Raw genomic sequence first — 21731 nt, 5'->3', positions numbered from 1 at the left:
ATGATCACCCTGCATCATTTAGCTCAATCTCGCTCAAAACGTATCATTTGGTTATTAGAGGAGCTACAAGTTCCTTATGAAATTAAAGCCTATCAACGTGATCCACAAACCCACTTAGCTCCAGTTGAACTTAAACAGATCCATCCACTCGGTAAGTCTCCAGTTATTCAAGAAGATGATTTAGTATTAGCTGAATCGGGCGCAATTACTGAATACTTGGCAGAAAAATACGCCGCAAATTTGTTAGTTCCAGCTAAAAACACTCCAGAATATGCCCATTACTTACAGTGGTTGCACTTTGCTGAAAGCTCTGCTGCATTGCCTCTATTAATGCATTACTTGGTTCAAATTGACGGGAGTAAACCGCCGTTCTTGAGTGGTTACAGCCTAAAAGAATTGCATTTAATTCTTGGTTATTTAAACGATCATTTAGACAACAACACTTGGCTTGTGGGTGATCAATTTACCGCCGCCGATATCTTATTGTCTTTCATTATTGAAACCGCTTATAAACTTGAGCAACTTACCAACTACCCGGTATTACAACAATATCTGGCCGCTTTACATCAACGTCCTGCGGCAGAAAAAGCACAACAACTAGAAAAACAGCACCAGATTTAAACCCAAAAGGGAGCCATATTAAGGCTCCCTTTTGTTGAACTATCACTTCAAGCGATTACTCTTTTATATCAAACCACAACTGATTATCATCTTGCGTTGGCTGTGATGAAGGCTCTTTGGCAGGCGTTGTTTGCTTCGCATTTATTGCTGTTGCATCTGCGCTGACTCCATCAGCAACTGCCGCTTCGTTTCCTGATGATTGCTCTTGTGTTACTGACTCTTGGCTAGCATCCTGTTGTGTTAATTCATCTGAAGCGACAGGGGCTTGGATTTGAGTCAATTGCTGTTTCTTTACCGCTTCTTTTTTAAACTCTTCAACATCCGACAATAAATCAATTTTAAACACAATATTATCGCCTTGGATCTGGTGAACTTGCACAGCCGCCACACTGCTTAACCCTTTCAACATACGCTCTAAGGTAAAGAAATTTTGAGCCGAATTAATACCATTAAAATGGCCAAGTAATGAATCATCCGATGCTTGGTTTACCGCCACTTTATTTTGTTTGGCATAATAAGCACTCACTTGCACAATCGCATTATTGATACTGTCTTGAAGGGAGCCTTCGGTTGAGCCGGTGACAGGTTCACGTTGTGTAGTCGCAATTTTATTGGGTGCAATATCATGCAAAGCCCAATCAACCTGAGCGCCATCACCCATTCGGGTCACTTTAAGTACCAATACCCCATCCACTGGATAACGTTGGCTAGCTTTGGCTAACGGTTGATCAAAACTGCCCCATAGCTCGGGCGCAGTAATATGGGTCATATCATCCATATCACCTAAAGGCAGCGTGATAGGTAAACCGGCTTTTAAGCTTGAGGCTTGCAAAGGCGCGATACTATCAAGGCCAGACTGTTCCCACCCAATTTGACGCTCAAAGTTTTGATCTTCAATCACCCACACTAAAACATTATTACGTAACTGGGGCCAAAAAATAGCATGCGCTTGAGACAATAATGATTGCACTGGTTCGGGGCTAAAATCCATCACCATGCTTGGAGTGTCATCTATACTGCCCGATTCAAATTGAGCAAGGTAATCTGAAGGATCGGTGAGTGCTTTTTTTACTACCGCATTGTTAATAATCTTAGTATCGCCCGAAGCTTTAATTAATACCTGCTTTAATCCTTGCGCCCATGCCACTGTTTTGGCATTTTTCACATCCGTCATGGGTACTTCGACATGATAAATATCGACTTTCGTTTTAGCATACGCTGCTGAGCTAAACGCCAGTAAGCATAGAAAAGATGTGAGTATGTAACGCATAATAAACCTGTCAAAGATCATAATGAGACAGGATAAGCCCATCATCATTAATGAGAAAAAAAGAATTAAATACAACCGATAGTGCTGAGTCGCTTTATATTCTACTTTAATTTTAGTTAGACCGCAGTGAAAGACATAAATTCAAACATAAAAAAAGCGCCTCTATTTAGAAGCGCTTCAATAAGCTATTGAGCAGAAATAATTTTCAGATTATTGAGTACCGAAAATTTTATCACCAGCATCGCCTAAACCAGGAACGATGTAGCCTTTGTCATTCAATTTCTCATCAATCGCGGCCGTATAAAGTTCGATATCTGGGTGCGCTTTTTCTAATGCTTCCAGACCTTCTGGCGCTGCCACCAAAACCAATACTTTAATGCTCTGACAACCATGTTCTTTCAATAAGTCGATAGTTGCGATCATAGAGCCGCCAGTTGCCAGCATAGGATCAACCACTAAAGCAATACGCTCATCAATGCTAGAGGTTAACTTGTTGAAGTATGGGATTGGCTCAAGAGTTTCTTCATCACGGTAAACACCGACAACCGAAATACGCGCACTTGGCATGTGTTCTAATACACCATCCATCATGCCTAAACCAGCACGCAGAATAGGTACAACCGTTACTTTTTTGCCTTTAATCTGATCGATTTCTACTGGGCCATTCCAGCCTTCAATCGTCACTTTTTCAGTTTCAAAATCAGCGGTTGCTTCGTAAGTTAACAAGCTGCCCACTTCTGTTGCCAATTCACGGAAACGTTTAGTGCTAATGTCATTTTCACGCATCAAACCAAGTTTATGTTTCACCAGTGGGTGCATTACTTCTACAACTTTCATGTCCAACTCCATGCTTAAATTTTTACAAACGCGTTGATTATACTGCAAAGCGGTCAAATTGCATTGTTCTATCTCTATTTATTCGGTAAAAAAAGGCCATAAAAAAAACTGACGCAAACGTTTTCCTTTTCACTTCATCCCCTGTTAGAATAGCCCCGTTTTTCACCTGAAACGAAATATTTTAAAACCTATATTTTAAAGACAACCTAATTAAAGGCGAGGATTTCTCTGTGAGTGGTAACAATTCATCTCTAAGCTACAAAGACGCTGGTGTTGATATTGATGCAGGTAACGCATTAGTCGATAAAATTAAAGGTGTAGTGAAACGTACTCGTCGCCCTGAAGTAATGGGTGGCATCGGTGGTTTTGGTGCGTTATGCGAACTGCCAACCAAATACAAACAACCTCTTCTAGTATCGGGTACTGATGGTGTAGGCACAAAACTACGCTTAGCACTGGATATGAAAAAACATGACACCATTGGCATCGATTTAGTGGCCATGTGTGTCAACGACCTGATCGTACAAGGTGCAGAACCCCTCTTTTTCCTCGATTACTACGCCACTGGCAAGCTAGATATTGATACTGCGGCCGAAGTGGTTACTGGTATTGGCGAAGGTTGTATTCAAGCAGGTTGTGCATTAATCGGTGGTGAAACCGCTGAAATGCCAGGCATGTATGAAGGCGAAGATTATGACGTCGCAGGCTTTTGTGTTGGCGTAGTTGAAAAAGCGGACGTTATCGATGGCACTAAAGTCGCACCAGGTGATGCATTAATCGCAGTAGGATCGAGTGGCCCACACTCAAATGGTTACTCGTTAGTTCGCAAAATTCTTGAAGTTTCTCAAGCTGATTTAGCCGAAGACTTAAATGGCCGCACTATTGGCGAGCACTTAATTGAACCAACTAAAATTTACATCAAATCCGCCCTTAAAATGATTGCAGAGCATGACATTCATGCTATCTCACACATTACAGGTGGTGGTTTCTGGGAAAATATCCCACGCGTATTACCTGAAGGCACTAAAGCGGTGATCGATGGAAACAGTTGGCAATGGCCGGCTATCTTCTCTTGGTTACAGCAAAAAGGTAACGTTGATACCTTTGAAATGTACCGTACCTTTAACTGTGGTGTCGGCCTTATCGTGGCATTACCGCAAGACCAAGCACAAGCAGCCGTTGATTTACTCAACGCTGAAGGTGAAAACGCTTGGGTTATCGGCGCAGTGGCTACGGCTGAAGCTGGTGAAGAGCAAGTCGTTATTAACTAATCGTCGTTTTTTGGTAATAGTCGCTTTGGTTATTCAAATATGACGAGATTAGGCCCTTAGCTTTTCGGTTATTAACTGATAAAGTCTAAGGGCTTAATTTTATCTGCAAGGTTATCTCATGAAAAAGATTGTTGTTGTTATCTCAGGTTCAGGCAGTAATTTACAAGCCATCATCGATGGATGTGAATCCGGTTCAATCCAAGCGAATGTGTGCGCGGTATTTTCTAATAAACAAGATGCCTATGGTCTTGAGCGCGCTAAAAAACATGGTATTGATGGCCATTTTGTTTCCGCTCAGCCCTTTTTAAAAGCCGATGGCAAATCCGATCGCCAAGCATTTGATGCCGAGTTAATGAAACAAATCGATGCTTATCAGCCGGATGTGATTATTCTTGCCGGTTACATGCGCATTCTAAGCCGTGATTTTGTGACCCACTACTTAGGCAAAATGCTCAATATCCACCCTTCTTTGCTACCAAAATACTCGGGGCTTCATACTCACCAGCGCGCCATTGACGCCGGTGATAGTGAACACGGTACTAGCGTACATTTTGTAACCGAAGAATTAGACGGCGGGCCTGTTGTTCTGCAAGCCAAAGTACCGGTATTTGAAGATGATACCGCCGATGATCTTGCCGACCGTGTATTAGTTCAAGAGCATCATATTTACCCACTGGTGACCAAATGGTTTGTCGAGGAGCGTTTAAAAATGCAAGGCGGGCAAGCATATCTAGATGGTAAGGTGCTTGGATTACATGGCTACGCCGAAGATTAAAATCCCCCACTTAAAAATGGATCAATTTGAATGCGCCGAAAAGACGCTGTCCCATCCTTGGACGTTTGAAAAAGGCCATCCATGGCCTTTGACACTGCTCTCTGTATCCAATATTGATCCATCATAAAATGATTGCCATTGGTGTGATTCGAATCTGTAAGCCATTTATTACGCCCAAAAATACAAAAGCTCGATCACATCATGATCGAGCTTTTATTATTTTTGAGTTATCCGATCCCAAGGCTGAAACCAGAGTGCGACCTAATCACCACAAGGGGACGCTTTGGGTGCAAACGGCTGATCAATCAAATCTAAGCTGTTATCTAAAATCAGCTCACCGAATTGGAAGACACCGTATTCACTTGGTTTCATTTTGTGCCACCGTTCGTTATCGGTTAATGGCTGAGTGGCGATCACCGACACCACATCATTGGGGGTGGTTTCTTGCTGAAAATCGATGGTGACTTCTTCATCAATTAATGAGGCTTTACCAAAAGGCGCGCGGCGAGTGATCCAATGCAGATTATTGGTGCAATACATCATCACAAACTCACCATCGCTCAGCAGCATATTAAACACGCCTAATTGCTTAAGCTCATCGCAACACGCGGCGATAAATTGAAACACTTCTGGCATTTGTCTGGCATGAGGCGGCTCAGGGTATTTGTCTTCCAGTTGCTTTAATAGCCAACAAAAAGATTGCTCACTGTCGGTTTCACCAATTGGACGATGTCGCCCGGTTTGCAAATCATCATAACCACTCAACTGACCATTATGGGCAAAGGTCCAGTTTTTTCCCCATAATTCCCGGGTAAACGGATGGGTGTTTTCTAAATTCACTTCACCCCGATTAGCTTGTCGAATATGGCTGATCACTGCACAACTTTTAATCGGATAATTTTGCACCAGTTCTGCGATCTTTGAATGGCAACTCGGCTTAGGATCTTTAAAGTTTCGGCAGCCTTTGCCTTCATAAAACGTGATCCCCCAGCCATCACTATGAGGACCGGTTTTTCCACCGCGCTGGATCAAACCGGTAAAGCTAAAGCAAATATCCGTTGGTACATTAGCACTCATGCCAAGTAGTTCGCACATCCAAATTCCCTTTTATTATTATACCCGTCTGATTTTGGGTACATAAACTTAATACCTTTTCAAACTGGCGATTTAAGCTTGTTCCATTTCTTTTTCAATCAACTGGATCACGATATGAATGATCTTAATATGGATTTCTTGGATCCGATCGGCGTAACCAAAATGCGGTACACGAATTTCAATATCCGCAACACCCGCCATTTTGCCGCCGTCTTTACCCGTTAAAGCAATCGACTTCATGCCTTTGGCTTTAGCCGCTTCCATCGCCTTTAAGATGTTGGCTGAATTACCCGATGTCGACAAACCAAATACCACATCGCCTTTCGAGCCGACCGCTTCTAAATAACGAGAGAATACATGGTCATAACCAAAGTCGTTACTAACACAAGACAGATGACTTGGATCTGAAATAGCGATACCAGGATAACCTGGGCGGTTTTCACGATAGCGACCGGTGAGCTCTTCGGCAAAATGCATTGCATCGCAGTGTGAACCACCGTTACCACACGATAACACTTTGCCACCTTGCTTAAAGGAATCGGCAATCATTTTTGCTGCCGCCTCAATTTGTTGTAGGTTTTTGTCATCGCTTAAAAAAGCATTGAGTACGTCAGCCGCTTCCGCTAATTCACTTCGGATCAAATCTTGATACATATATTTCTCTCTTGTTGAATGCTCTCTTTTAGGCAAAGAGGATAGAGTTCAGCCTTTATACCCAGTCACTTTAGATACAGGCTCATTTTATTGTTATTTCTTACTATTATTAGAGTGTACCTATAAAGCTGAAAGCCTGTCGACCAAAAGTCCGCTATTTTTGTTTCAAGAAGATTTTCAGCGCTAAATAAAAATTTTTCTGCTTGAGATCACTTTTCAGATACATTGCCATTTTACATTTTATCAACAATTCCATTACAATGAACCTATCTGGTACGACCACTTTTATCATTCAGTCTAAAAAGGGTCTGCGACATCATAATAAGGAATATAACGATGACCATCTTATTCACGCTTATCCTTGCCTTTGTAGCGCTTGGTATTTGTCTCTATCACCGCCGTTCACAACGTGTCACTTTGGCAGTGATAGGGATTATTTTTGCAGCCGCCACGCTGCTGACGGGGACCACCCCAGTGTTGTTTGTTTTATACCTTATTGGCTGCGGGCTCATTGCCATCCCAGCCGTACGTCGCCGCTTGTTTAGCCAACCGGCATTACAAGTTTTCCGGAAAATTCTACCGGCGATGTCGCAAACCGAAAAAGAAGCAATTGATGCAGGTACCGTATGGTGGGAAGCCGAGCTATTTAAAGGCAAGCCTGATTGGAGCAAGCTGACCGATATTCAAGCGCCGCAATTAAGCGCTGAAGAACAAGCCTTTATTGATGGCCCAGTCAATGAAGTGTGCCGCATGACCAACGATTATGAAGTCACCCATGAACTGGCGGACTTACCACCAGAAGTATGGCAGTACCTCAAAGATCATAAATTCTTTGCCATGATCATTAAGAAAAAATACGGCGGCTTAGAATTCTCCGCTTACGCTCAATCGATTGTGCTACAAAAACTGACCGGCGTTTCAGGGGTACTCTCCTCGACCGTTGGCGTACCGAACTCTTTAGGCCCTGGCGAGTTACTTCAACATTACGGCACTACCGAGCAACAAGATCACTACTTACCTCGCCTAGCAGAAGGCAAAGAAATTCCTTGTTTTGCATTAACAAGCCCAGAAGCTGGCTCTGATGCAGGCGCCATTCCCGATTACGGCATTGTATGTAAAGGTCAATGGCAAGGCCAAGAAGTGTTAGGCATGAACCTGACTTGGAATAAACGCTACATTACCCTTGCTCCAGTGGCGACGGTACTAGGTTTGGCGTTTAAATTACAAGATCCGGATGGTTTATTAGGGCTTAAAGATGAAGCAGGCGAAACCAAGAAAGATATTGGTATCACTTGCGCCCTGATTCCAACCGATATGGAAGGCGTAAAAATAGGTCGACGCCACTTCCCACTGAACGTTCCTTTTCAAAATGGTCCCACGCAAGGCGACAATATTTTTGTGCCTTTAGATTTCATCATCGGTGGCCCAGATATGGCAGGTCAAGGATGGCGCATGCTAGTGGAATGTTTATCAGTGGGTCGTGGTATCACCTTACCTTCCAACTCAACCGGTGGTACTAAAAGCGCCGCATTGGCAACCGGGGCTTACGCTCGAATTCGCCGTCAATTTAAACAACCGATCGGACACATGGAAGGCATTGAAGAGCCACTAGCACGTCTGGCGGGTAATGCTTATATGATGGATGCTGCGAGCCAATTAACCGTTGCAGGAATTGATTTAGGCGAGAAGCCATCGGTTATCTCTGCAATTGTGAAATACCACTGTACCCATCGCGGCCAACGCTGCTTAATTGATGCTATGGATATCGCCGGCGGCAAAGGTGTGTGCTTAGGCCCTGCCAACTTCTTAGCGCGTGGTTACCAAGGTTCGCCAATCGCGGTAACGGTGGAAGGCGCGAACATTTTAACCCGTTCAATGATCATTTACGGACAAGGCGCGATCCGCTGCCACCCTTATGTACTGGCAGAAATGGATGCCGCACACTCAACTGAACGCAATGCTCTCGCCCGTTTTGATAGCGCATTATTTGGTCATATCGGCTTTAGTATGAGTAACGCCGTTCGCAGTTTATGGTTGGGTATTACCGATGGTCGCGGCTCAGACTCGCCAGTGCCAAACGATCCTAATTTTAACGGCGTAGTGCACGACCAAATCAAAGGTTATTACCAAAAACTTAACCGTTACAGTGCCAATATGGCGTTGCTATCGGATGTATCGATGGCAGTACTGGGCGGATCACTGAAACGTAAAGAGCGTTTATCGGCACGTTTAGGGGATGTATTAAGCCAATTGTACTTAAGCTCAGCCACTCTAAAACGTTTTGAAATGGAAGGTTATCAAGAATCCGATTTACCCCTGGTGCATTGGAGCGTACAAGACAGTTTGCGCCAAGCCGAAGAGGCAATAACCGAACTATTGCGTAACTTCCCATCGCGCAGTGCGGCAACTTTATTACGCGTGCTTATTTTGCCACTAGGAACCGTGCGCCGTGCGCCAAGTGATGCACTAGATAACCAAGTGGCGCAAATTCTACAAACGCCATCGGCCACTCGTTCTCGTATCGGACGTAATCAGTATCTTGAACCAAGTGAGCATAACCCAGTAGGAAAAATTGAATTGGCATTAGAAACCATTCTAAAGGCCGAGCCTATTTTCGATGCGATTTGTAAAAAAGCCGAAAAACGTCGCCCATTTACCCAATTGGATAAAGTGGCGCAACTAGGTTTAGACAACGGCTGGATCAGCGAGCAAGAAGCACAAGTACTACGCGATGCTGAGACAGTACGTTTAGAAACCATCAACGTGGATGATTTTGATCCAAGTGAGTTAATAGTAAAAAAGCCGAGTAAGCCATTGAGTCAAGTGGCTTAGAAATAGTGACATAAGCTAGAAGCTAGAAGCTAGAAAAACAAAAGCACGAAACCCTTGATGTGGTTTCGTGCTTTTTAGTATCAAGTTTCAGGATGATACCAATTCCATAAATTTAATGATGGTTCAAAATTGAGGTCAGATAAAAGTATCAAAGGCCATAGATGGTCTTTTCTCAAGCGACCAAGGACAGAGCTGCGTCTTTCGGCGTATTCAAATTGATCAAATATTCAATGGAATGGATATTACTTTTGCAATTGATCTTTCGCCGCTTCCACTTTTGAAAAATCTAAACCTAGCTCATTCACCGCTTCTTTCAGCAAGGCAGGGTTTTGCATGACTTGCGCCATTAACATTTGCAGTTGATCTTGCGGTAAACCCAATTGACTAATGGTTGCCATTGCCGCCATTGGGTTTTGAGTCATGATTTCAAACAATTCACGAATTTGCGCATCTTGGATATTGTTTTCTTTTAACATTGCAATAATTGGGTTCATTGTGGCATTACCTTTTTGGGGTTATTTTTTGGGGATTAATAGCTTTAATTGGATTAATCGTTAACAACCGTTTCACGCCATAAACAAGCGCCTTTTTTGGCTACCAAGTCTAAACGTTCTTCATGTTGTTGTTGCTCTTCTTCACTGGCTTTTAATACTCGCAAAACGCGATCGGCCGATACACGGCGAATGGTTTCACCCACCCCGCCGTCTTTAGACTGACCCGCATTAAATTGCATGCTGGTTTGTCCGCCGGTCATCAGTAAATAAACGTCGGCTAGAATTTCGGCATCGAGTAACGCGCCGTGCAAAGTACGATGCGAGTTATCGATACCGTAACGATCACATAAAATGTCGAGATTATTTCGTTTTCCAGGGAAGATTTTTTTCGCCATTGCCAAGGTATCGGTAACCTTGCACAATTCTGCGGTTTTCTCATTGCTGCCATTGAGTTTGAATTCATAATCCATAAATCCGGTATCAAAGGGCGCATTGTGAGCAACTAATTCAGCGCCACGGATAAACTCAATAAATTCTTGATGGATCGCTTTATATTGTGGTTTATCGACCAAGAATTCATCGGTGATACCATGCACCCCAATGGCTTCAGGATCACTTTGACGATCCGGTTTAATGTAGCAATGGAAATGACGACCCGTCAGTTTACGATCAATAATTTCAACCGCACCAATTTCAATGATCCGGTGGCCCATATAAACCGGCCCACCTTCGCGGTTCATACCCGTGGTTTCGGTATCCAGAACAATGATGCGGTCATGAGATGAATTGGTACTGGTATTCATAATAAACTCTGTGTCAGACTATGAGGGTTTTAAGCCCCAGATAAAAATTAAGGTCACTATAGCAAATGATAACGAAATACGTTGAGATTTTCACTGATGGTTCTTGTTTAGGCAACCCCGGCCCTGGCGGTTATGGCATTGTGCTGCGCTATAAAGAACAAGAAAAATATTTATCTGAAGGTTTTCAACTGACCACCAATAACCGCATGGAAATGATGGCGGCGGTGGTAGCGTTAAAATCACTCAAAGAGCCCTGCAAAGTAACGCTTACCACCGACAGTCAATATGTGCGTAAAGGCATTACTGAGTGGATCCACGGCTGGAAAAAAAGAAACTGGCAAACCGCGGCCAAAAAACCGGTTAAAAATGTCGATTTATGGAAAGCATTAGATGCTGAAACCGCCCGCCATGAGGTTGAGTGGAAATGGGTCAAAGGCCATGCGGGTCATCGAGAAAATGAAATCTGTGATGATATTGCGCGTGCCGCCGCCGAATCGCCAACTACTGAAGATACTGGCTTTGAGCCGAGTGATAAGTAGTAAAGCTTAGTTCCGAGGACGCTTCACTCGAGCTCCGAAGAGCAAAAGACGATTAAGCTCCTCGGCTCTCGTGGCTAGTTTTTAGCTTTAGCTTTTAACAAGATTTTTTCTACAATCCTTGCCACTGCGACAAAACCAAAGCTGGCGGTTACTACGGTTGCTGCGCCAAAGCCACTGGCACAATCCATACGTTTAGGCCCTTCGGCGGTGGATTTCACCCCGCACACACTGCCATCAGGTTGTGGGTATTTTAATTGTTCGGTTGAAAACACACAATCAATGCCAAATTTACGCTGCGGATTTTTGCTAAAATTATGCAAACGACGCAAGGTGTCTTTCAATTTTTTGGCTAATGGGTCTTGCACCGTTTTGGATAAATCCGCCACTTTGATTTGAGTCGGATCAACTTGTCCACCCGCACCACCAATCGTGATCACTTTAATTTTATTACTGCGGCAATAAGCGAGTAAGGCCGCTTTTGGTTTTAAGCTATCAATCGCATCTAATACGTAATCAAATTCTTTAGAGATATACTCAGCAGTGTTATCTGGGGTGATAAAATCATCGATTAACGTCACTTCACATTCAGGATTAATTAGCCTGACACGTTCAGCCATCACTTCAATTTTGCTTTGCCCAACCGTGCCAGTCATTGCATGGATTTGACGGTTAATATTGGTGACACACACATCATCCATATCGATAAGGGTGAGATGCCCAATCCCCGTTCTAGCTAAGGCTTCCACCGCCCACGAACCCACGCCACCAATCCCGATCACACACACATGCGCCGCGCGTAAAATATCCACTTCACTATGACCATACAAACGGCGAGTACCACCAAAACGTTGGTTATAACTGTCTGATGCGGGTTGTTGTGTGTTCATAGGTAAGCCTTTGTGAGTCTAACGGAGCGCAAGCACCAATAAAAAAAGAGCGCGCATTATACCTCAAAATCCGAGGCGAAATGCACACTCTTATACAAAACATCAACTGGGTAGAATAATTAATTCTTTGGCAGTGCTAATGGCGGCGCGGTTAAATCTAATTTCCACACTCGACCAAAATGACGGTAATGACCCGCCGCAATGCCAGCGCGAGCGCCCATGCCATGATACAAATCTAAATGGCCACCTTTGACAGCCCCGCCGGTATCTAACACGATCATCAATTTCATGATATGCACCCCAGTCCATTTGCCGTTAGCGTCCAATAATGGCACTTCGGCAAGGATTGGGGTTCCCATAGGAAAAATACTGCGATCGCCGGCAACCGATGCCATTGGCAATAACGGTATACCGGCTGAACCGGCCACTCTTGCACCCGGCTGGCGATCAAAGAAGACATACGATGGATTTTGCTCCAGCAACTCTTTTACCGTGTCAGGATCGTTTTTAGCTACCCAATCTTTAATTGCTTTCATCGACATTTTTTCTTTAGGAATAATATCGCGCTCGATCAATATTCGTCCAATACTGACATAAGGATGGTTATTTTTTCCGGCGTAAGCAAAGTAATCTAAGGTGTCATCATCGGCGTAATGGACAAAGCCGCTGCCCTGCACTTCCATTAAAAATGGGTCGATCATGTTAGAGGCGTAGCCTAATTCCAATCCTTTCCCCTCTAAAGCGCCGTCATAAACTTGCGCCCTAGTTGGACACACGGCACCACATTCAGGTTTGCCATAAACGGGGTATTTAAATAAATGATCTGGGGTATGACGCATTTCAATCACAGGCGAGAAATAACCGGTAAATAAGATATTGCCTTTTTTATCAGCGCCGCCTAGTTGATCAAAATTCACCCCATATTTGGCTAACTCGTTAGGATCGCCACTTTCTTGTGCCCACACATTTAATTGCGCGTATAAATTATGATATTTCGCTTTTAAAGAGGGGGATTTTTTCTCGACTTCCGCAGCTTGAGCGGCAAAGGTAGTGTAATCGCGCGCGGCGGTTGAATCGACTTTATCTTCAGCGGTTAACGTGGCCGACAAAGACCCATCTAAATATTGCTGTCCTCGCTCGGTTGGACTGGCACACCCCACCATTAAAATTGCGCCGCCACAGGCCAAGGTCAGTTGAGAATAACGCTTCACTGTCGACCAAGCAGGCAAACTAGACAATGAAGAAAATATTGAGAATAGAGACACGAGATAATCACCATAAAAGGGGTTAAGAGAGAGTTTCGAGCAGCATGACAAAAATAACCAAAAGGCACAAGCAAGATGAACAGTTAAGACACATCTCTCAACATTTTATTTGGTTTATGGCACAGTGTATTACGATCAATATTATAAAATAACCATTGCACCACAATGAATAATTAGTCATTATTTTAATATAAGTAATCATGGAAGGTTGTATAGAATGCGCAGTACTGCATTAGTGAAAGGATTTCGTCAATCCGCCCCTTACGTTAACGCTCATCGTGGTAAAACCATGGTAATCATGCTCGGTGGAGAAGCCTTTACCGATAGCAATTTTGACAACATCATCAACGACATCGCTTTGCTGCACAGCTTAGGAGTCCGAATTGTGTTGGTGTATGGCGCGCGTCCTCAGATTAATGCCAATTTAGCCAAACATCAATGTGAATCGTCTTATCATAAAGGCGTTCGTATCACCAATGAAAATGCGCTCGGCATGGCGATGCAAGCGGCGGGACAATTACAACTTGCCATCACTGCCCGCTTATCGATGAGTTTGCGTAATACGCCAATGCAAGGCACTCAACTGAATGTCGCCAGTGGTAATTTTATCATTGCCCAGCCGCTGGGAGTGGATGATGGTATCGATTATTGTCATAGCGGCAAAGTTCGCCGTATTGATCACGCCGCCATTAATCGCATGTTAGATATGGGCTCGATCGTGCTACTCGGCCCTATCGCCAGTTCGGTCACCGGAGAAAGCTTTAACTTAATGTACGAAGATGTGGCTACTCAAGTTGCCATTCGTCTTAAAGCTTATAAACTGATCGGATTTTGCTCAGAGCAAGGCATTCTTGATAACGAAAACCACGTGATCCCCGAATTATTCCCAACGTGCGCCGAAAAAATCGTTCAAGACATTGAAGCGCAACATGACACCGAAAATGGCCACTCCAGCGGTACATTTCGTTTTTTACGTGGCGCGATCAGTGCCTGTCGTGCCGGCGTGCCTCGCTGTCACTTAGTCAGTTACAAAGCTGATGGTGCGCTGCTGCAAGAGTTGTTCTCCTTTGATGGGATTGGTACTCAAATCGTCATGGCCAGCGCTGAACAAACTCGTAATGCTGACATTCACGATATTGGCGGGATCTTAGATCTGATCCACCCTTTAGAAGAACAAGGCATTTTAGTGCGTCGTTCGCGTGAACAACTTGAACAAGAAATTTATCAATTTACCATTATCGAAAAAGACAGCCTGATCATAGGCTGTGCCGCCCTCTATCCTTATATCGACGATAAAATGGCAGAAATGGCGTGCGTGGCCATTCATCCTGATTACCGAGATGGCGATCGCGGCGCACTATTGCTCAATCACATGCGTCAACAAGCCAAGCAAAAAGGGATCACGAAACTGTTTGTCCTCACCACTCACAGTTTGCACTGGTTTAGAGAACAAGGCTTTGAGGAAGTTGGGGTGGAATCGCTACCAATGGCAAAACAAGGTTTATATAACTATCAACGTAAATCAAAAATTTTGGTATTGAAGGTTTGAACTGAAGCGCGGGATGCGAGGACGCTACGCTCGGGTTGCGGGTAAATTTCATAAATTTAATGACCGATCAAGATTGAGTACAGAGAAAAGTGTAAAAGGCCATGGATGGCCTTTTCTCAAGCATCCAAGGATGGGACAGCGTCTTTTCGGCGTATTCAATTGATCCGATAATCACCTCAAAAAAAACGCTTCGCACCAGATCAAAGTTACCTCAGTAAAGGCTTTGATCTCGCAGCGAAGCGTTTTCGGTTTTTGCTTTTAACTTTTCGGCTCTCGATACCAGACTCTCGGTTCTCTAGCCTAAATCATACTCTTATGCACTTTTACCACGATTTTTTTGATCGCCATTGGCTCGCGCGTCGCGCATTGTGGTCGATGTGATTCACCCGGATAGAAAATAATAAAGTCATTCGCACGCAAGGAAATATAACTCTCATTACCGACTTCATTAAACAGCAGCACATCATTGGTGTACTCCGGCTTATCTAACAATGGCTGAGGCGTTTCAATTGAATAACCAAACGTTTCTTCTCCTTCAAGTAGAAGTTGGATATCAAGATAATCACGGTGAATTTCTGTTTTTCGCAACTCTTTTGGCTCGGTTTCTGGTGTCATCAGTACACAAAAAACGTTGTCGCCATCAATATTATAACGACCGGTTTCTTCATGATTTGCCGCAATTGTCAGTGCTTGCTCAAGATAATTTAAAAAATGAGCCGGTAGAAAACTCCACTCCAAACGTTTTACATTTCCAAAATACATAGGCTATTGTCCATTCTAATTTTTTATTAATTTTTCACTCAAACCACTGGTACGCTTGGTTTTAATGGTAACACCTTGCGCCAAAACCTGTGGATTGGCGAATAAATCTAAGCGAGATTTAGCTCGTGTAACGCCAGTATAAATTAATTCGCGCGTTAGAATAGGGTTTAATTTCACAGGTAGAAGCAAAACAGTATGCTCAAATTCACTGCCTTGCGATTTATGGATCGTCATCGCAAAAGCCAATTGATGGGATGGGATCCGACTAGGCAGGATGCCTTTTATTCGACCATCTGGCATTTCAAAATACACTCGCAGTCTTGCCACCTCTTCCGATTCATCCAGTAAACACATCCCAATATCCCCATTATGCAAACCTAACGAGGCATCATTTTGGCTGATCATAATCGGTTTACCGACATACCATTGTGCATTATCTATCGGCTGAATAAGGCGCTTTTGAGTCAGCGCTTTTTCAATTGCATCGTTCATGCCTTGTACCCCAAACTCCCCGTCACGCACTGCGCACAATAAACGAGTCGAGGCAAAAGCATTGAGAACATCACGAGCCTTTTGCTCCATCTCAGTTTTGCTTTTCTCACTGACGCCACCGGATAAACCATTACAATACGCTTGGAAACCTTGCACCAATAAAGCCAACAATTGAGGGCGAATTTGCTTTTGGGTTAATGGGGCATCTGCAATACTAGTGCTGGCTTGGCCATCCGCAGCAGACACTGCCGTATCGGGGTAAAACGGATGCAACGTAATATCATTAAAACCTTGTTGCCAAGTGCGTTGCATTTGTTGTGCATCGCCAGCGTTCATCGCTTTGGCTAATTGACCAATGCCAGAGCGGGCATGGAAACGATAACTCTTTTGCAGCATGCATAAACTGTCGGCAATCGAACTGCCTTGAGTGGCACATGGCAGAGTGTCGAACTGGGTTAATGTCGCCAGTGTGTGCAAATAATTAGCTTGGTATCCCACCTCAGAAAATCGGCAAATATCCCCTAAAATGGCCCCCGCTTCTACCGACGACAGTTGATCTTTATCACCCAATAAGATTAATCTCGCCTGTTTTGGTAGTGCTTCGAGTAATCGGAACATCATAGGCAAATCGACCATTGAGGCTTCATCGACCACTAAAATATCCACATGCAATGGATTAGTACGGTTATATTTATACGCTACGGTGTTGGGTCTTGCGCCTAACAAGCGATGAATGGTACTAGATTGGGCTGGCAATAACGCTTTCACTTGAGGCGCAATCGGCAGTTGATCGATAGCATTGCCAATGGATTCGGTTAAACGCGCGGCCGCTTTTCCGGTTGGCGCCACCAGCTTAATGGTAGGAACCTTCACTTGAGTTGGATCGGACTCGCCCAGCGATTGCTCAATCAAGGCGGCCAATAATTTCGCTACCGTGGTGGTTTTTCCGGTACCTGGGCCACCTGAGATCACCGCAAAACGACGGGTTAATGCTACCGCCGCCGCCACTTTTTGCCAATTTAGACACACCGATTGCGGCACTAAGAAGTCTAAAACCTGTAGATCATCCACCGTTTTAGCTTGAGTTAGCGCGGTATCAATTGCCGCCCAATCAAGAGTCGTTTCAGATGCCATTCTATCAAGTTGTACATCCAACATTTCACACACCCATTGCTGGCGCTGAATTTGACTGGATAACGTATCGCAAAGCTTATCCCATAAATAACCATAATCGCGCGCAAACAAGCGATTTAAGGTTTGAGTGAGTTGCTTAATTTGTAATGAGCTTAAGGCCAACGGTTCGGCGCGTTGACGCAATTGCTCTGCCACTTGACTTTCGTATTGCCAATACCGATTTAAGTAAATACGGCGATTTTCCAACACCAAAGGTTGCGGCGCACTGCTGCCAAGGTCGGCTAATTTTGGATCGAGTGTCACTAATAATGAATCGCGACAAACTTGCTGCCAGTCACACGATTTAAGCGATTCGAGCCACTCACCATAATCTTGCTGTAACTTTGGTTGGCGCTTAAATAAGAAACGCAGCGATAGGCTTTCAAACAAATCCCATTCATCCAGATTAAGGCAAATATGGCCACGACCAAACTCATAACTCACCATACAGGCCAGTAATGCCATCGATTCTGCATGGGTGGTGCGGCTCCCTGTCACCACTAAATTGGGCACTTGTGGTTGAGATAAAAGCTGTTGTTGATACACCCAGCCACCTAATTGCACATCAATGGCTCGTAATAGACCATCGGTTTGCAACGCTTGCATAAAGCTGAGTGCGCGGTTAGCATTTTCTTGAATTTGAGTCTCCATTAGAAAAGCTCTCCTTGTTGTTGGCCTTCATCTTTATCAATGCTGTTTTTATCGGTGCTAGGTTTATTTATGTCAGATGAAACATCGGCGATCAGTGCATCTAATTCGGTCAAAAAAGCCAAACTTGGACGAGTATTAAACACGCCATGAGGTTGAGCCTTAACCTCTAATGGATCCGGTTTTGAGAACCCGCGTAAGAAAACATAATACACTCCGCCAAAATGCTGCTGATAATCATAATTGGCTAAACGACTGCGCAAGTAACGATGCAGTGCCAGCGAATAGATTTGATATTGCAGATCATAACGATGATCGAGCATGGCATTTTCCAATTGGTGTTGTTGATAATCATGATAACGATCGCCCAAATGATTGGATTTCCAGTCAAGCACGTAATACTTTCCTTGATGCTCAAACACCAAATCAATAAAGCCTTTCAACATACCTTGCACCGGAAAGAAACCTAAATCTTGCGCTTGGGCAGAAAGCGGATCATGTTGATGAAGGATGTTATTCAGCGGCATGGCCGATAACGCTTCAATAGGCAATAAAAACTCCATTTCAACCAAACGTTGCGCTGGCAATAAGCCCGATAAACACAAATCTTGCCCGTCTAATGGCGTGTTGAGCACGTTATCAACCATGGTTTGCAACGTTGGCAACCATTCAAGCGGGTAATCTTCTTGCTTTAATAACGCTTCAATTTGCGCGGTATTGTCAGCGCTGGTCGCCGCTTGGGTAAATTCAATATTTTCAAACACACTATGCAAGAAAGTGCCAGGACGAGCGCCACGCGGAAAGGCAAACATCGACCAAGGATCGGCTTCAATCTGCGCCTGTGCATCATTAGGATCATCGAGATCCCAATCCCCATAGGCATCGGATTGAACCCATTGACTATCGAGCACCGCATCGCTATCAATTGGTTTGTCTAAATCCACCGCAACATCAAATTCCGCTGATTGATGAGTATCGCTAGTATGAGCATGAGATTGCTTAATCAAGCTTGAATAACTGGTCATGTGCCAGCGGCGGTCAATACGCGCTTTCAATTGTAGCGCTTGATAATCCGTAATTTTACTTGGTTGGGGAATATATGGACTGGCTGGGGTATCTGGCAGTGCATCACAAATCGTCACCGCTGGCACTTTGCCTGCCAATTCAGCACAAGCGTCACTCAAACCACTTGGGTCTAATGTCTCATGATGTTGCAATAAATAGCCGAGCGCACTTTTTTCGCTGCTCGATACTTTGCCATTGCCTTTTTTAATCGAGGTCACGCCAATAAACAAGCCATACACAGCGCGAGTTAAGCCAACATACAATAAGCGCAAATCTTCGGCTAAGCGTTCTTTTTCTGCCAGTTCCAACCCCTCTTCAGGTTTGGATAAATCGAGCATGGTTATTTGGGCTTCATCGTCGTGGTATTTCGCCACACTGCTTGCGCGGTAGTTCATCACAAACGGCATAAATACCAAGTCATATTCCAAGCCTTTGGATTTATGAATGGTGATGATCTGCACCAAGTTACGCTCCGATTCCAAACGTTGCACTTGATCGCCCGCGCCATCATCGTGCTGTTCAATATTATCGGCTAACCAACGGATCAACGCGCTTTCACCATCGAGTTCTAAGCTGGCTTGTTGCGTCAGTTCGGCTAAATGCAACAGATCGGTCAGTTTACGTTCGCCGTCATGATCCTTATCGGCACCATCACTGGCTTTTGCTAACAAACGTTCGGCAATATGACGTTGCGTTAATACCGCGCGGATCAAAGGTAATACACCACGTTTTAACCAGATCTGTTGATAGTTTTCAAATTCATTCACGATCGTTTCCCACGCATTTTCATCAGTGTTAAAACTATCGAGTTGTCCCATGCTCAAATCAAATAAATCACTGGCCAAAATAGCGCGCAGCGAACCGGCATCACTTGGATTGAGCGCGGCCGTTAATAAGCGCAATACATCTTTTGCCACCACGCTATCAAACACACTGTCACGATTAGACAAATACACACTGGCAATGCCTTGCTGTGACAGCGCTTGTTTGACTTGTTTGGCTTCGCGTCCGGTGCGCACTAATACTGCAATATCACTGGCTTGAATGGCGTGAGGCTGGCCTTTTTTATCATTAAAGACCCCATTACCTTGTTGCGCCGCCGATAAAATATGATTGATTTGATAGGCGGTGGCATTGGCCATTTCAGCGGTGTAATCATCGGCTTTCACTGGCGCGCCATCATCACTTTTATGCAGCCAAACATTGAGTGCGGGTTGCGGTTGCCCATTGAGGCTCCAATGCATAAGATCGGCTTTGGGGCTGGCATTGACCGGTAAAAATGGAATGTCATCGTTATAAATAAATGGGTATTGATCAAATTCAAAGATGCCATTCACTCCCTCAATGACCGCTTGGCTAGAGCGCCAGTTGGTGTCTAAGGTGTAGTGAGCACTAACTTCATTGCGAGCTTGAATATAAGTAAAAATATCCGCGCCACGGAAGCCATAAATCGCCTGTTTAGGATCGCCAATCATAAACAAACCACATTGGGAGTGCTCAAGATAAATACGGCTAAAGATTCGGTATTGCAATGGATCGGTATCTTGGAATTCATCGATCATGGCAACGGGAAATAATTGGCGAATACGTTCGGTTAATAGCCCTTGTTCATCGCTTTCAATCGCACCACCAAGCTGACTTAATAAATCATCAAATGATAACCAACTATGGGCTTTTTTCGCTTCCAGCAACATTTTTCGACATTGGGTAATGGCGCGATATTTGAAGAACAAGCCAAAGTCTGGTTGGTTATCAAGTAGCTCATCAATCGCAGTAAAAACCTCATGGGTAGCCACTGGCGATTTTTTGGTTTTGTCGTTGATTCTTTGCTGAGAAAACTTCTCTACATGCTCATGGATAAAACCACTTCGGTCTTGGCTTTGCGCCCAATCGGATACTTGCGCCACCCAATTAGGCAAGTTGCGCGAACTGTAAGAACGTTTATCGACCGCAGACTCACTGATCACATCATTAAAGTTCTCTTTAGCATCGCGCCATAATTGCTTCACCTTATCAATCCGTTTAAGATTTTCTTGCAACAACAGATCTAAATCCACTTTGGGATCGGTGCTCATATCATTAGGAAAAGTTAACGCTTCACCAGATAAATAATTTGAAATCTCATGCAATAAATCTTGCGGGGATGACCACACTTGGCTGACTTTTATGGTTAAATCGGCCGACATCGGATAAAAAGTGCGACGCCAATAGTCACTCACCACTTGCAGTTTTAATTGGCTTTCATCGGTGAGTAATTCATTTTGGAAACGACTGCCCGATTCAAAGGCATTTTGGGTCAGCATCCGTTGGCAAAAACCATGAATAGTAAAAATGGCCGCTTCATCCATTTGGCGTTCCGCTTGCAGTAAAATTGCCACCGCACTTTGGTGATCGGTCACCTCGTCCAATAGCCGACAGATAATAGCATCGTCACTCTCGCCGCGACTAAACGCGATGCGGGCTTCATGAATACGGCTGCGAATACGACCGCGCAATTCCATTGTTGCCGCTTCGGTAAAGGTCACCACCAAAATCTGATCAACGCTTAATGGTTGCTCATGAGCGCTTTTACCGCCATGACCCAGCAATAAACGCAAATATAACGCCGCAATGGTGAAGGTTTTTCCGGTTCCAGCAGAGGCTTCAATTAAGCGCGCACCATGCAAAGGAAACGTCATACTATTAAGTGATTGCGTCAT

General features: G+C 44.2%; 17 protein-coding genes. 6 read left to right on the top strand and 11 right to left on the bottom strand.

Going from position 1 to position 21731, the window contains the following annotated elements:
* Complete coding sequence (locus HC723_RS06825; protein ID WP_153447507.1) at positions 1-621, top strand: glutathione S-transferase family protein; 621 nt, start codon at positions 1-3, stop codon at positions 619-621.
* Between the two features lie 55 nt (positions 622-676).
* Here HC723_RS06825 and HC723_RS06820 read toward each other — a convergent pair whose 3' ends face one another.
* Positions 677-1891 (bottom strand): DUF2066 domain-containing protein, encoded by a 1215-nt coding sequence (locus HC723_RS06820; RefSeq protein WP_190338594.1) that lies wholly within the window; start codon positions 1889-1891, stop codon positions 677-679.
* Between the two features lie 210 nt (positions 1892-2101).
* Entirely contained in the window at positions 2102-2728 is a 627-nt protein-coding gene (gene upp, locus HC723_RS06815; RefSeq protein ID WP_153447509.1) for a uracil phosphoribosyltransferase, read from the bottom strand.
* 230 nt (positions 2729-2958) lie between these two features.
* On the opposite strand from upp, the gene purM reads away from it, so the two are divergent.
* Entirely contained in the window at positions 2959-3999 is a 1041-nt protein-coding gene (purM, locus tag HC723_RS06810) for a phosphoribosylformylglycinamidine cyclo-ligase (RefSeq protein ID WP_153447510.1), read from the top strand.
* A 118-nt stretch (positions 4000-4117) separates the two neighbouring features.
* Complete coding sequence (gene purN, locus HC723_RS06805) at positions 4118-4774, top strand: phosphoribosylglycinamide formyltransferase (RefSeq protein ID WP_153447511.1); 657 nt, start codon at positions 4118-4120, stop codon at positions 4772-4774.
* 261 nt (positions 4775-5035) lie between these two features.
* Here purN and HC723_RS06800 read toward each other — a convergent pair whose 3' ends face one another.
* Positions 5036-5869, bottom strand: coding sequence for a class II glutamine amidotransferase (locus tag HC723_RS06800; RefSeq protein ID WP_190338593.1), 834 nt, complete (start codon positions 5867-5869; stop codon positions 5036-5038).
* Between the two features lie 72 nt (positions 5870-5941).
* Positions 5942-6523: a D-sedoheptulose 7-phosphate isomerase gene (gene lpcA / locus HC723_RS06795; protein WP_153447513.1), complete on the bottom strand. Its 582-nt coding sequence runs from the start codon at positions 6521-6523 to the stop codon at positions 5942-5944.
* Positions 6524-6859: 336 nt separating this feature from the next.
* Between lpcA and fadE the strand changes: the two genes are divergently transcribed.
* Entirely contained in the window at positions 6860-9355 is a 2496-nt protein-coding gene (gene fadE, locus HC723_RS06790) for an acyl-CoA dehydrogenase FadE (RefSeq protein WP_190338592.1), read from the top strand.
* A 242-nt stretch (positions 9356-9597) separates the two neighbouring features.
* Here the strand turns inward: fadE and HC723_RS06785 are convergent, their stop codons facing one another.
* Positions 9598-9849: a DUF2999 family protein gene (locus HC723_RS06785; protein ID WP_153447515.1), complete on the bottom strand. Its 252-nt coding sequence runs from the start codon at positions 9847-9849 to the stop codon at positions 9598-9600.
* 53 nt (positions 9850-9902) lie between these two features.
* The gene (gene dnaQ / locus HC723_RS06780; protein ID WP_190338591.1) at positions 9903-10652 is read right to left on the bottom strand and encodes a DNA polymerase III subunit epsilon; all 750 of its coding nucleotides are present in this window, start codon (positions 10650-10652) and stop codon (positions 9903-9905) included.
* 68 nt (positions 10653-10720) lie between these two features.
* Here dnaQ and rnhA point away from each other — a divergent pair, with 68 nt between their 5' ends.
* Entirely contained in the window at positions 10721-11191 is a 471-nt protein-coding gene (gene rnhA / locus HC723_RS06775) for a ribonuclease HI (RefSeq protein WP_190338603.1), read from the top strand.
* A 74-nt stretch (positions 11192-11265) separates the two neighbouring features.
* Here the strand turns inward: rnhA and tcdA are convergent, their stop codons facing one another.
* Both tcdA and mltA read right to left on the bottom strand, forming a co-directional pair.
* Positions 11266-12078 (bottom strand): tRNA cyclic N6-threonylcarbamoyladenosine(37) synthase TcdA, encoded by an 813-nt coding sequence (tcdA, locus tag HC723_RS06770; RefSeq protein ID WP_153447517.1) that lies wholly within the window; start codon positions 12076-12078, stop codon positions 11266-11268.
* A gap of 119 nt (positions 12079-12197) precedes the next feature.
* Positions 12198-13289 (bottom strand): murein transglycosylase A, encoded by a 1092-nt coding sequence (mltA, locus tag HC723_RS06765; protein ID WP_407701701.1) that lies wholly within the window; start codon positions 13287-13289, stop codon positions 12198-12200.
* Positions 13290-13560: 271 nt separating this feature from the next.
* Between mltA and argA the strand changes: the two genes are divergently transcribed.
* Complete coding sequence (gene argA, locus HC723_RS06760) at positions 13561-14892, top strand: amino-acid N-acetyltransferase (RefSeq protein ID WP_153447518.1); 1332 nt, start codon at positions 13561-13563, stop codon at positions 14890-14892.
* Positions 14893-15192: 300 nt separating this feature from the next.
* Here argA and HC723_RS06755 read toward each other — a convergent pair whose 3' ends face one another.
* The 3 genes from HC723_RS06755 to recB are packed head-to-tail and all read right to left on the bottom strand — an operon-like array spanning position 15193 to position 21731.
* The gene (locus HC723_RS06755; RefSeq protein WP_153447519.1) at positions 15193-15654 is read right to left on the bottom strand and encodes a YhcH/YjgK/YiaL family protein; all 462 of its coding nucleotides are present in this window, start codon (positions 15652-15654) and stop codon (positions 15193-15195) included.
* 15 nt (positions 15655-15669) lie between these two features.
* Positions 15670-17970, bottom strand: a complete 2301-nt coding sequence (gene recD, locus HC723_RS06750) for an exodeoxyribonuclease V subunit alpha (protein ID WP_190338590.1) — start codon at positions 17968-17970, stop codon at positions 15670-15672.
* Positions 17970-21731, bottom strand: coding sequence for an exodeoxyribonuclease V subunit beta (gene recB, locus HC723_RS06745; RefSeq protein ID WP_190338589.1), 3762 nt, complete (start codon positions 21729-21731; stop codon positions 17970-17972). Before recB ends, recD begins: the two co-directional genes overlap by 1 nt.

This window comes from Vibrio sp. S11_S32 (genome assembly GCF_014694465.1).
Classification (GTDB): Bacteria; Pseudomonadota; Gammaproteobacteria; order Enterobacterales; family Vibrionaceae; genus Vibrio; species Vibrio algicola.
Note: the sequence above shows the minus strand (reverse complement) of the source record. Positions and strands in the feature narration are given on the sequence as shown.

Bases quoted from the DNA above. Each gene is read 5' to 3' on its own strand.
- HC723_RS06820 (WP_190338594.1), bottom strand. From the start codon at position 1,891: ATGCGTTACATACTCACATCTTTTCTATGCTTACTGGCGTTTAGCTCA.
- recD (WP_190338590.1), bottom strand. From the start codon at position 17,970: ATGGAGACTCAAATTCAAGAAAATGCTAACCGCGCACTCAGCTTTATG.
- HC723_RS06785 (WP_153447515.1), bottom strand. From the start codon at position 9,849: ATGAACCCAATTATTGCAATGTTAAAAGAAAACAATATCCAAGATGCG.
- purN (WP_153447511.1), top strand. From the start codon at position 4,118: ATGAAAAAGATTGTTGTTGTTATCTCAGGTTCAGGCAGTAATTTACAA.
- fadE (WP_190338592.1), top strand. From the start codon at position 6,860: ATGACCATCTTATTCACGCTTATCCTTGCCTTTGTAGCGCTTGGTATT.
- recB (WP_190338589.1), bottom strand. From the start codon at position 21,731: ATGACGCAATCACTTAATAGTATGACGTTTCCTTTGCATGGTGCGCGC.
- upp (WP_153447509.1), bottom strand. From the start codon at position 2,728: ATGAAAGTTGTAGAAGTAATGCACCCACTGGTGAAACATAAACTTGGT.
- dnaQ (WP_190338591.1), bottom strand. From the start codon at position 10,652: ATGAATACCAGTACCAATTCATCTCATGACCGCATCATTGTTCTGGAT.
- tcdA (WP_153447517.1), bottom strand. From the start codon at position 12,078: ATGAACACACAACAACCCGCATCAGACAGTTATAACCAACGTTTTGGT.
- HC723_RS06800 (WP_190338593.1), bottom strand. From the start codon at position 5,869: ATGTGCGAACTACTTGGCATGAGTGCTAATGTACCAACGGATATTTGC.
- HC723_RS06755 (WP_153447519.1), bottom strand. From the start codon at position 15,654: ATGTATTTTGGAAATGTAAAACGTTTGGAGTGGAGTTTTCTACCGGCT.
- HC723_RS06825 (WP_153447507.1), top strand. From the start codon at position 1: ATGATCACCCTGCATCATTTAGCTCAATCTCGCTCAAAACGTATCATT.
- argA (WP_153447518.1), top strand. From the start codon at position 13,561: ATGCGCAGTACTGCATTAGTGAAAGGATTTCGTCAATCCGCCCCTTAC.
- lpcA (WP_153447513.1), bottom strand. From the start codon at position 6,523: ATGTATCAAGATTTGATCCGAAGTGAATTAGCGGAAGCGGCTGACGTA.